The 11559-nt window shown below is 50.3% G+C and carries 10 protein-coding genes, 1 tRNA gene and 1 pseudogene; 6 read left to right on the top strand and 6 right to left on the bottom strand.

The genetic code is table 11. The features are described from left to right. A pseudogene (locus IQ260_RS19395) lies at nt 1-720 on the bottom strand (hypothetical protein); the annotation flags it as partial. 95 nt (nt 721-815) lie between these two features. Here IQ260_RS19395 and tilS point away from each other — a divergent pair. Both tilS and IQ260_RS19385 read left to right on the top strand, forming a co-directional pair. After that, nucleotides 816-1808: a tRNA lysidine(34) synthetase TilS gene (gene tilS / locus IQ260_RS19390; RefSeq protein ID WP_193994749.1), complete on the top strand. Its 993-nt coding sequence runs from the start codon at nt 816-818 to the stop codon at nt 1806-1808. Nucleotides 1809-1873: 65 nt separating this feature from the next. Beyond that, entirely contained in the window at nt 1874-2668 is a 795-nt protein-coding gene (locus IQ260_RS19385) for a tetratricopeptide repeat protein (RefSeq protein ID WP_193994748.1), read from the top strand. Between the two features lie 4 nt (nt 2669-2672). Here IQ260_RS19385 and IQ260_RS31535 read toward each other — a convergent pair whose 3' ends face one another. Continuing rightward, on the bottom strand, nt 2673-2807 hold the full coding sequence (locus IQ260_RS31535) for a hypothetical protein (RefSeq protein ID WP_265579571.1): 135 nt from the start codon (nt 2805-2807) through the stop codon (nt 2673-2675). A 747-nt stretch (nt 2808-3554) separates the two neighbouring features. Between IQ260_RS31535 and IQ260_RS19380 the strand changes: the two genes are divergently transcribed. After that, nucleotides 3555-4892, top strand: a complete 1338-nt coding sequence (locus tag IQ260_RS19380) for a diguanylate cyclase domain-containing protein (protein ID WP_193994747.1) — start codon at nt 3555-3557, stop codon at nt 4890-4892. 50 nt (nt 4893-4942) lie between these two features. Here IQ260_RS19380 and tpiA read toward each other — a convergent pair whose 3' ends face one another. Together tpiA and IQ260_RS19370 are read right to left on the bottom strand one after the other, a co-directional pair. Then, nucleotides 4943-5698, bottom strand: a complete 756-nt coding sequence (gene tpiA, locus IQ260_RS19375) for a triose-phosphate isomerase (protein ID WP_193994746.1) — start codon at nt 5696-5698, stop codon at nt 4943-4945. A gap of 115 nt (nt 5699-5813) precedes the next feature. After that, nucleotides 5814-7970, bottom strand: a complete 2157-nt coding sequence (locus tag IQ260_RS19370) for a polyribonucleotide nucleotidyltransferase (RefSeq protein WP_193994745.1) — start codon at nt 7968-7970, stop codon at nt 5814-5816. A gap of 638 nt (nt 7971-8608) precedes the next feature. Here IQ260_RS19370 and IQ260_RS19365 point away from each other — a divergent pair. Then, nucleotides 8609-9604: an NAD-dependent epimerase gene (locus tag IQ260_RS19365; protein ID WP_193994744.1), complete on the top strand. Its 996-nt coding sequence runs from the start codon at nt 8609-8611 to the stop codon at nt 9602-9604. On the opposite strand, the gene IQ260_RS19360 is transcribed toward IQ260_RS19365, so the two are convergent. Beyond that, entirely contained in the window at nt 9601-10509 is a 909-nt protein-coding gene (locus IQ260_RS19360) for a DUF4349 domain-containing protein (RefSeq protein WP_193994743.1), read from the bottom strand. The genes IQ260_RS19365 and IQ260_RS19360 overlap by 4 nt on opposite strands. A gap of 171 nt (nt 10510-10680) precedes the next feature. On the opposite strand from IQ260_RS19360, the gene IQ260_RS19355 reads away from it, so the two are divergent. Continuing rightward, nucleotides 10681-10974 (top strand): nucleotidyltransferase family protein, encoded by a 294-nt coding sequence (locus tag IQ260_RS19355; RefSeq protein WP_193994742.1) that lies wholly within the window; start codon nt 10681-10683, stop codon nt 10972-10974. After that, entirely contained in the window at nt 10971-11243 is a 273-nt protein-coding gene (locus IQ260_RS19350; protein ID WP_193994741.1) for a HepT-like ribonuclease domain-containing protein, read from the top strand. The genes IQ260_RS19355 and IQ260_RS19350 overlap by 4 nt, the downstream gene beginning before the upstream one ends. A gap of 76 nt (nt 11244-11319) precedes the next feature. Here the strand turns inward: IQ260_RS19350 and IQ260_RS19345 are convergent. Next, nucleotides 11320-11402, bottom strand: a tRNA-Leu gene (locus IQ260_RS19345). Nucleotides 11403-11559 lie beyond the last annotated feature (157 nt).

Here is an 11559-nt window from a genome sequence, read left to right as displayed (position 1 = left end):
GATATCCCCAGCAGCAATCAGCGACCCGCCCGGATTCTCATCCCCTAAAACCACAATGGACCCGGGATGACGAATCTCTGTGCCAGAGCGGACGGTTGTCTGTAGGTATAGGGGGGCGGCTAGGGCTTGACCTTGATCTGCTGTGGTAGCCAAATGCTCTAGCGTTGTCTGCTGCTCTACCGAATAGCCAGCGGCGACAGCTGCTACTGCCGTTTGTCGCCGCTGGGTGTAAATCCGTTTCATGCGCAACTGCGCTGTTTTTAGGAGTTCATCAATATCCTGGAGCTGTCGGCTATCCAGCAATCGGTCACGGGCAACGACATGCACCGTTGTGTTCGGCTCAAAAAAACGACCTCCAGAGTTGAGGCGCAGGGTGATCTGCTGACACAGCTCGTCCCAGTCCGTAGCGTTAAACTTTTTTTCAGGAGCCGGAGGCAGCAGCAGCAGCAGCCGACCTTGCTCAGCCTTAAAGGTGACTTGTTGTTTCGGATCGCTGGTGGGTGGGTCGATCTCTAAATCCAGGGATGTTACATCAGCCAGCGGTACGGTTTTGTTCTCACCTTCGCCGTTGTTCCCTTCAAACACATAGAGCTCTACATCTTTTGATGTTTTTAAGCGAGCAGATAGGGCCGAACGACTATCTTGGGCAGTGTTACCATCAACTTTTTGGACAGGACTTTCAGAGTCTGCAGGGGAGGTGGGCTGAGGCTGATCAATCATGCGCTTGCCTGGCGTGAGATGGCTAAAGCATAAACCACTATAAAGCTAGACACCCGTTTTCTCATCCGTCTGTCTTTAAAGCTTCTGTATTAATAATGTTTTGGACTCCTATCCACGCGCAGATTCACACCTTGCTCAAGACAGCTGCCTTGCTGCCTAGAGATGCATCTATCTTGATGGCGGTATCGGGGGGCCAGGATTCATTGTGTCTAGCCCAACTCTTATGGGACCTGAGGCCCAAATGGGGATGGCGCTTGGCGATTATCCATTGCGACCACGGTTGGCGGGCTGACGCCGCTGAGAATGCGGCCCATGTCAGGCAGCTGGCGCAGCAATGGCAAATTCCCTGCTTTGTGGAGACGGCCCAGGCCTTACCTAAGACTGAGGCCGCTGCTCGGAGTTGGCGCTATGGGGTATTTGCCGATGTGGCCTGCACCCATGATTATCCCTATGTGGTCACGGGTCACACGGCGACTGACCGGGCGGAAACGGTCCTCTATAACCTGATGCGAGGGAGCGGAGCCGATGGTGTGCAAGCGTTGAGCTGGCAGCGGTCCCTGGCCCAAGCACATCAACAGGCTCATCAAGATATCTGGGTGACTCGTCCCCTACTGCAGTTAACCCGTCAGGAGACGGGGGAGTTTTGTCGAGATCTGGGCCTGCCTGTCTGGTATGACAAGTCTAATGATGATCTACAGTATCGGCGTAATCGCATCCGTCAGGAGCTGATGCCTTATTTGCGATCGCACTTTAACCCCAAAGTAGAAACTACCCTGGCCCAGACTGCCGAAATTTTTACCGCCGAAGTCGCTTACTTAGCAGCCCAAACCGACCGCCTCTATGACGAAATGATTCAGCCACTCAAAGACGGCTGGGGCATTGATCGCTCTTTATTTAACAAAGCCCCGTTAGCATTACAACGGCGAGTTGCTCGCCGTCTGTTGCAAACGGCTCTACCCCAACAGCCCACCTTTGATCATATTGAGAAACTGGTGGCTCTGGCCGCCGCCCCCAATCGGGCTAAAACCGATCCATTTCCAGGGGGCATCACAGCTCAAGTGGAGCATGACCAGATCATACTGCGGTAAAACTGATTTGCTCTGGCAACGCTCGATTCCGCTTTAAGCTATAAGAAGGAATCTTTTGGTGTACTATGCGCTGGTTATTTGCAGTTGTCCTTGGACTATGGCTGGGATTGATACCCATAGCGTTATCGCCAGCATTGGCAGATACTCCAGCAATTTCCCCGACGGATGTGGGCGCCCTCCGTAAACGGGCTTTTGAACTCACTCGCAAAGGTAAGTTTGACCTGGCTGAGGTAGTTTGGTCCCAGCTGATTGACGCGCTGCCGGATGAACCTGCTCTGTGGAGTAACCGGGGAAATGTGCGAGTGAGCCAGAACAAAATTGATGCCGCCCTGGGAGACTATGATCGCGCGATTTCCCTAGCGCCGCTGCAGCCTGATGCATATCTCAATCGTGGCGCTGCCTACGAAGCCACAGGCAACTGGCAGAAAGCGCTCGATGACTACAATCGTGTGCTCAAACTATCCCCCGACGATCCAGCGGCCTATAACAATCGTGGCAATGCGAAGGGGGGACAGGGCAACTGGAGCGCTGCGCTCAAAGATTATGAAAAGTCAATCACAATTCAGCCTAGTTTTTCCCTCGGATACGCCAACTATGCCATGGCTTTATTTGAGGTCGGTGATCGCTCCAAGTCACTACAGGTGCTTAAAAGCTTGGCGCGCAAGTATCCCAATTATGCAGATGTGAGAGCGGCCCTGACGGTCGCCCTGTGGGAGACTGGCAATCGTGGTGAGGCAGAAAGTCAGTGGGTAGCGGCACGGGGCCTAGACAGACGCTATACCGATCTCGACTGGGTGCAGAACGTACGGCGATGGCCCCCATCATTAGTGATAGGTTTGAATCACTTTTTGAATTTGTAGACGCTTAATCACCGCGAATGGATGGCTGCCAAGCTCTGTGGGTCAGCTTGGCGTCATAAGTCCATGCCTTTAAATAAGCAAACCAGCCCGGTTCTAACTCATCTGTCGAACGCTGTTGAGTCAGAAAAGTTAGCAACATAGAAAAAGCTACATGCCTGGGACATGAGGCCCAACCGATGACAGCTGCATAGGGACACACCTTAAATCTAATAATCTGTAAATCTATCTAAGGAGCGATATATTCTCAAGGTTCAAACCTTACTGTGAATTATGTTCCTTGAAAAAATATTATGAAACTACGCCCCATATCAAAAATATTCTTATCTGTCATTAACGATTGAGTCAGTATTTTGAGTTACCGGTCGTGGTGTTTGGTGACCTGCATTGCTATGGATTTCAGTCTTTATACGATAGAAGTTCATAGACCTTCCATTGATACTTATAGGTCAGTGATGTTGCTAGGGTGCGCTGAGTAGATTTGCTGTCGTATAGGCAGTGGATACGAAATATAACGACATCTTCCTGTAGATACTTTCTCATCGCTCAACTGTGTGCATTTTGCGTACCTGAGGCCAGTGAATGGTCTGTAGCTGTCGGTTTGAACGGTGTGAGCACACGATTGCAAATGAATGATTTGTTAACTACGACCGGATTTGATCTGTTTAACTGCGCAAATTTTGTGAAGTCTGTCTTTGCCTGATTTATCGACGTATTTCTAGTAGAAACGATAATTAGGGCCAATGATCGCTCAGAGATGCGTTGACGAATGCTGTGACGGTCGCATTGTGTGTTTTGCCTGTTTGAACGTTACTCCCCAGGGATGGTGTGGATCGTCAGACTTGATGGGTGTCGTTACTGCTGAGCTTCTTTCGTTCCTGGGCATTCTATGTATCGCATCTCTTCTAGTCATAAATTGACCCGACTGCAGGCACTGTTTGCTTGGTTGAAATCATCAGTGTGCTTGGAGCAGCGCTGGTCTAAGTCTTGGGGGGCATTTACCACGCATATTGCGCAATTTAATCCAAACTTCGAACCTGCCCCAAGGATGGCTTGTTTCCCTGATTCTGAAGATGATCTGGGTAATCTTCAGCAGCAGCTGCAAAATCACATTTGTTTACGGGAAACGATTCGGCGGATCCGCCGGAGATTGGCTGCTAATGATGTTTATCAAACGGTTGTCCATGAGCTTATGGACTTTTTTCATGCCGATTGGATTTTTCTTTTGGAGAACGGTCCCTATTGTTGGCAGCCGGTTACTCAGGTACTTCATCTGTTAAGTGCCGATCATTCTACGGTCCTCAACAGATATCTTGAGTTGGATGTGGTGGCCACGAAGCTAGACCAATCATGCCCCATTGCGATTAATCAGGAGTCCGTGCAGAAGGTTCCTGTCGATCAGCAGTGGCTCAGCCAGTTTCCGGGGTCTTGGCTTTTGGTGCCCATTCATTTACCCCAGGGAGAGTTAGGCGATGGGGGGCCTTGGGGATTGGTGGCTATTGGATGTAAAGATCAGACCAATGTTTGGTCCCTGGAGCAGCAGGATCAGGCCACAATTCTGGTGGATGAAATTGCGATCGCACTCGATCATAGCCAACGCTATGAAACATTGAAGCAAGATAATCAAGACTTAAGGGCGCTAGCCCTCACCGATAGTCTAACGGGATTGGCTAATCGGCGGCAGTTTGATGGGTATTTTGATACGGAATGGCAACGTTTAGCCCGAGAAAAACAGCCACTGACCCTAATTCTGTGTGATATCGACTATTTCAAACGGTATAACGATTACTACGGCCACCCCACTGGGGATATGTGTTTAGCTCAGGTGAGTCAGGTGCTTACCCGCTGCATCCGACGACCAGCGGATTTGGTCGCTCGCTATGGTGGCGAAGAATTTGCGGTGGTCTTACCCAACACAGATACAGCTGGGGGACACAGCGTAGCCCAATTTATTCAAAAGGAGCTGGCGACTGCAGCGATTCCCCATGCTACATCAGGGGTGTCCGATGCTGTGACCTTAACCATGGGGATTGCCACGGTTATTCCTGAATATCATCTAGACTCTCACGACCTCCTACAGGCAGCAGATTTGGCACTCTATCATGCCAAACAGCAGGGGCGCGATCGCATCTATGTCCATGCCCATTACTGCATTCGCAGTGATGAAGATACAGATGATGACCAGACGGCTCTTACCCAAAGTGATCCAATGGCGGCTAATGAATAACCCTTCCCCAATTAATATTGACAGGGAGGGTCCCAGATATGGGCAGGGACCTATGAGTAATTGACAATGCCAGCAAACGTATCAGCTTGCAAACTGGCACCTCCTACCAAAGCCCCATCAATTTCAGGCTGGCCCATAATTTCGTCAACGTTGCTTGGTTTGACGGATCCCCCATATTGAATCGGTACCTCTTTATTGGCTAGCTGAGAGCGAATCACCCAGCACACCCGATTAGCCTCCTCCGAGGCGCAAGTATCGCCACTGCCAATGGCCCAAATTGGTTCATAGGCAATAATTAGTTTGCTTTGATCTACGCCTGCCAATCCTTTTTCTATCTGAGCGACGACGTGGGTTTCTGTGTCTCCGGCGTCACGCTGCTGTTTGGTTTCACCCACGCAGAGAATCGGCGTTAGCCCAGCAGCTTGAGCAGCTTTCAAGCGCAAATTGACGGTTTCATCCGTGTCCCCGAAATGCTGTCGTCGTTCACTGTGACCCACAATGACGTAGCGCACACCTATCTCTGTGAGCATTTCGCCAGAAATTTCCCCGGTGTATGCACCAGAGGTTTCCCAATGCACATTCTGTGCCCCTACCATCACGCGGGAGCCATGGAGGGTTTTAGACAGTGAGGTGAGGGCCGTAAAGGGAGCACACAGAATAACCTCACGATGCTCAGGCGTGGTCTCTAGCTGGGGCAAAAAACCATTCAAAAACGCCAAGCTGTCTGCTTGGGTTTTGTGCATCTTCCAATTACCAGCGATAACAATTCTTCGCACGGATGTATAACTTCGCTCTCGATATTGCATCCAGCATCCTACCGAGAAACCTTAACCCAGTGCAACCAAGGGGCTGAATTAAAGCAACCGCCATGGACACCCACAGCGGTTAATTGAGCCGACTAGGTTTTATTCAGAAGCAAAGCTACTCAGCTGCTGCTCCAGCTGCTTCACGAGCTTTAGCTGCTTCATCGGGATGAATATTTAACCGAGTTAGATTGACCCGACCCCGACCGTCGATTTCGCGAATCTTAATCAGGACTTCCTCGCCGACGGTTACCTCATCCTCGACCTTATTGACCCGATAATCCGCCAGCTGCGAAATATGGATCATGCCTTCCTTGCCTGGGCGGTACTCCACAAAGGCCCCGATGGGAATGATGCGGGTGACCTTACCCAAGTAGACATCTCCAGCTGAGGGTTTAAAGGTGATGGCTTCAATGAGTGCCTGCGCACGTTCGGCCGCTGCACCGTCAACCGATGACACCGTAATGGTGCCATCGTCTTGAATATCAACCTTAGCCCCAGTCTCATCGGTAATGCTCTTGATTTGCTTACCGCCAGGCCCAATGACCATGCCGATCATCTCAGGGTTGATCTTGAAGGTGAGCAGTCTAGGCGCATAGGGCGATAGCTCAGTTCGAGGTGCGTTGATCTCCTCTAGCATTTTTGCCAGAATATGCAACCTTGCAGGTTTTGCTTGGTTGATGGCTTCGGCGATTGTCTCCATGGACAGCCCTGTGATCTTCATGTCCATTTGGAGGGCCGTAATACCGCTGTCGGTACCGGCAACCTTGAAGTCCATGTCCCCAAGAAAATCTTCGATACCCTGGATATCGGTCAAGATCCGAATTTCATCTCCCTCCTTAATCAGGCCCATGGCGGCACCACTCACGGGTTTTGAGAGGGGAACTCCTGCATCCATCAGCGAGAGTGTGGACCCGCAGACTGAGCCCATGGATGTGGAGCCGTTTGAGGATAGCACTTCAGAAACGACGCGAATCACATAGGGGAAATCAGCCATGGGGGGCAGCACGGGTAGCAGCGCTCGCTCTGCCAATGCACCATGTCCAATCTCTCGCCGTCCTGGGGAGCGCATGGGGCGAGTTTCCCCAACTGAGTAGGGAGGGAAATTATAATGGTGCAGGTAGCGCTTTTCCTCATCTGGATGCAGGTCGTCTGTCATCTGGGCATCCCCTGGAGTCCCTAGGGTGACCACAGACATTACCTGGGTAAGACCCCGGCGGAAGAGGCCAGTGCCATGAACGCGGTTGGGTAAGACTTGGGTCCGACAGCTAATGGGTCTAACTTGATCCAGCTTACGACCATCAACACGCACCTTTTCATCTAGAATTTGTGCGCGCATCAGTTTCTTGGTCAGTGCCTTGTAAGCGTTCCCAAAGGCTTTACCATTGGCGGCGATGGCTAGGCTGATAGGGTGATCGTCTGCCAGCTCGCTAACTTGCTCGCTAATTTCGGCTTTCAGACCATCAAGCTTCTCGTCCCGTTCCGGTTTGGAGAGTTCGAACTGCTTCAGAATATCCTTGATACCGTCAGTAGCTTTATCGGCTAAAAAGTCGGCTAAAGTGGGGTCTGCTTCGGGCGTGGGTAGGGTAACGGGCTCAATACCCAGCTCTGCCATCAGATCTTTCTGAGCTTGGATCAGGTCGCGCACAACCTCATAGCCAAAATCAATAGCTTCAATAACATCCTGCTCAGGCAGCTGATTTGCACCAGCCTCAACCATGATTACACCATCGGGCGAGCCCGCGACAATCAGATCTAAATCTCCGTCTTCAATCTCTTTGTAGGTGGGATTGATAATGAAATCATCACCGATCAATCCCACTCTTACGGCTGCCATGGGTCCGTAAAACGGGATTCCAGCTAATAGCGTGGCAATAGAGGCCCCTGTTGCTGCTAGTACATCCGGTGGCACATTATGATCCATGGAGACAGTGGTCGCCACGATTTGAATATCGTCCCGCATCCATGGGGGAAATAGGGGGCGCATGGGTCGATCAATGAGGCGGCTCACTAAGGTGGCACGCTCTGGTGGACGACCTTCTCGACGTAAGAACCCACCAGGGATACGACCAGCTGCGTAGAGGCGCTCTTCGTAATCGACTAGTAAGGGGAGAAAGTCGATGCCCGCCCGTGGGTTCGACTGAGTCGCGGTGACCAGTACAGCAGTTTCTCCAGATTCAATCAGAACCGAACCGCCTGCCTGGGGCGCCAAAAGACCTACTTTAAGTCGAATATCCCGTCCATCAAAGGATATTGACTTGTCAATTTCTTGCATTTACAACTACGTCCTTCTTATGTCTTTCACATTTGTTCTCTGGCAATCCTAGCACTGATGTAGAACAGTTGTTTCCTCTGCCAAAAAAGATTTTACCGATGTGAGAAGCTACTTTTAAATGAACTTGAATATGTCTGTGGCTCAGCGATTGAGAGTTCCTTGCCTGTTTACAGAAGGGCTTTGTAAATACCTATGTTGTCCTATATAAAATATGCGGAATTTATGTGCTTCCTCCGCATAAATTTTATTCAGAAGTAATTTGAAATAGCGGGCTCGCTAAACTATTTTTCAAAGACGAAATTTAAATCTTTGGATCTTTGGAACGATTTCTGAATTGATCCTAAATTTTGTCTCAGAGGTTTTATGAAAAGGACCCAATATTCTGGCTGGCCCCCTAAATCCCCCAATTCTGGGGGACTTTGATGCGGATTCCCTCAAAATTGGGGGGCTAGGGTGGCCTATCCGGTGCTTTAAAACATCCTCTCAGAACCTGAGGTGCGGTTTTAGCTGTTCTGATGTCTGACGCTGATATTACTGTTGTGTAAAGTCAGGTCTGTTTCGGTTTAGGTGCTTTCAGCTTTAGGGAGAGGTAGGGAAAGATACCCTATAGTAAGCGCGTTCGATGGAAGTGAGTACATATGAATGTTTTGGTGACAGGGGTAGCTGGTTTTATCGGTTACTTTGTGGCGCAGCGACTGCTAGCCGATGGGGATGTGGTCTATGGCATTGATAACCTCAACGACTACTACGATGTGTCTCTCAAGCAAGGTCGGCTGGAGCAGCTGTTGCCCCAGACATCGTTTTCATTTGCACCTGTGGATTTAGCTGATCGTGCCAAGATGGAGGCCCTGTTTCAAGAGCAGTCGTTTGACCGGGTGATTCATTTGGCGGCCCAGGCTGGAGTACGATATTCCCTCAAAAATCCCTATGCCTATGCGGATAGTAATCTGGCTGGCTTTATCCATGTCCTAGAGGGATGTCGCCATAGTGGTGTGGAGCATTTGGTGTATGCCTCGTCGAGTTCGGTGTACGGGGCCAATCGTCAGGTGCCGTTTGCGACGACTGACAATGTGGACCATCCGGTCTCACTCTATGCGGCGACGAAAAAGGCAAATGAGCTGATGGCCCATGCCTACAGTCATTTGTATGCGTTGCCGACGACGGGGCTACGCTTTTTTACGGTCTATGGTCCCTGGGGACGACCAGATATGGCCTATTTTAAGTTTGTAGATGCGATCGCAAACGACCGACCCATCCAGGTCTACAACCATGGCAAAATGCAGCGAGACTTCACCTATATAGATGACGTTGTCGAAGGAGTAGTGCGGGTGGTACGAAAATTGCCTCACCCCATTGCCGATCAAACCTTTAATACCCAGGCCCCCTATAAGCTCTATAACATCGGCAATCACAGTCCAGTGGAGCTGATGCGATTTATCGAGATTATCGAACAGTCCCTGGGCAAAACAGCCGTCAAGGAAATGATGCCAATGCAGCCTGGGGATGTGACGGCCACCTATGCTGATGTCGCCGATCTCTCAGCCGATGTCGGTTTTGCCCCCAGCACTCCCTTAGAGGTCGGTATGGAAAAATTTGTCGCCTGGTATAAGGACCATTACCAGCTGGCAGGCTAAGCGCTTGGCCTACGGCGAATGGTGCGATAGCCCACGATACTAGCAACCGCCACAACCAAAAGATAAGGGCTATAGGCCAGTAACCATAGACCGATCTGCATTAAGCCCACGGTGAGGTCGCCCACCGACTGGGTCGCCTCTCGCCAGGTAGCCCCAATCGTTTCTCCAAGGGGACGTCCGACAGGCTGTGATGCCACAGCCGCTGCTAACGTCAGCTCCACTGTGGAGTAACGTACCTGTGTTTTGAGGTTTTGCACACGGGCATCAATTTGTTCAATCTGTTCACGTACCCGGCTTAGCTCCCGTGAAACTTCTAGAACGTGGGAAATCTCGCCAGAGCGCTCCATAATTTTTAGTAGCGACTCCTCTGATTTACGCAGGTTGCGTAGCCGCGCCTGAGCATCGACGATCTGAGCCGAGACATCTTCAGCGCTGAGTCCTTGCTGTTGTACAGTGCCGAGTGCTCCCAAGGCTTCAAGCAGCGCATCTAAGTTGGCCTGGGGGACTCGAATACGTATATAGGCAGTGCGTTCAATCGCTTCAATCTGATTGTCCTGGAGATCCAAAATATCGCCCTGGTGGGTACGAATGACCTGTGAGGCGCTTTTAAGGCTGTCGTCGATGGACTCTACCACTAAGCTGAGCTGAGCCTGCTTAATCAGCTGGGGTTGCCCAGCAGCGACGTCAGCAGGCGGTTCTACCGGACTGCTAGCATCGGCTTCGACCGCTTCAGCGCCGCTTTCTTGAGCCGTCAAAATATTGGCAGAATCAGCGACGGCTGTTGACTCCATCGGGGCTTCTGCTTGGGAGCTAATATCGTGACTTAATTTATTAGCGGCACCGCAGCTGGCTAAACTGACCACTGCTACCAGCACTGCTAGACCCGACCTCATCGTCTTTGCCATGGTTTTTCCTACGTCTCATCTGCTTTCTTAGCTACAGTATGGACACAGGATTTTCGCGACTTAACCAGGTTACCGAATTTGAAACGTTTGCTCAGTACGGCAGGGTAGTCTGGAAGACCCCACCATAATAATGGGGTTACTACCGTCCCTAATGGCTACAGGAGCTATCTAGTGACATTATTAGATCATCTGCGAGAACAACGCGAGGAAATTGTAGACATCGCCGCTAACCATGGGGCATTTAACGTGCGTGTCTTTGGGTCAGTGGCTCGTGGAGAGGAAACACTAGATAGCGATATTGATTTTTTAGTTAGTTACGATCCACAAGCAGTGACTCCCTGGTTTCCTGGGGGACTTCTGATGGACCTCCAAGACTTGTTGGGCCGTAAAATAGATATCCTGACAGACTATGGCATTAGCGAACTAATCCAAGAACGAGTACTAGCAGAGGCAAAACCGCTGTGACTACTTATGATGATCGAACATATCGACAGCACATTTTAGAATGCATCTTCTTGATCAAAAAGTACACTCGCGGGGGCAAAAACGAGTTTATGCAAAGCTCCCTAATTCAAGATGCTGTCATACGCCGTCTACAAACCATGGCAGAGTCCAGCCAAAAATTATCCCCTGAACTAAAAGCTCAGGCACCTGATATTAATTGGCGAGCCTTGTCTGGGTTTCGAAATGTACTAACCCATGACTACCTGGGGGGAATTGATCTAGTCTATTAATGGATAGGTTTGAAGCCCGGCTTCTTGGCGAATTTAATACAAGAGCCCCGGCTCCTTTGAGAAACCGGGGTTCTAATGCGGATGAAAGGACTTGAACCTTCACGTCACGAAGACACTAGAACCTAAACCTAGCGCGTCTACCAATTCCGCCACATCCGCTTGCGAATTCCATACTATCAGAGAAATCGAACAAGTTATAGCCGGTTCTCTGGAATAGACAATCTTGTCCTAACCAGACCATTATGATGGTGTGTACATGCGGTTAAGCTGCAGCACAATAGTGGCTTAGACTACTAAGTGACTACTATATATATGA

The organism is Leptolyngbya cf. ectocarpi LEGE 11479 (genome assembly GCF_015207065.1).
Classification (GTDB): Bacteria; Cyanobacteriota; Cyanobacteriia; order Phormidesmidales; family Phormidesmidaceae; genus Leptothoe; species Leptothoe ectocarpi.
Note: the sequence above shows the minus strand (reverse complement) of the source record. Positions and strands in the feature narration are given on the sequence as shown.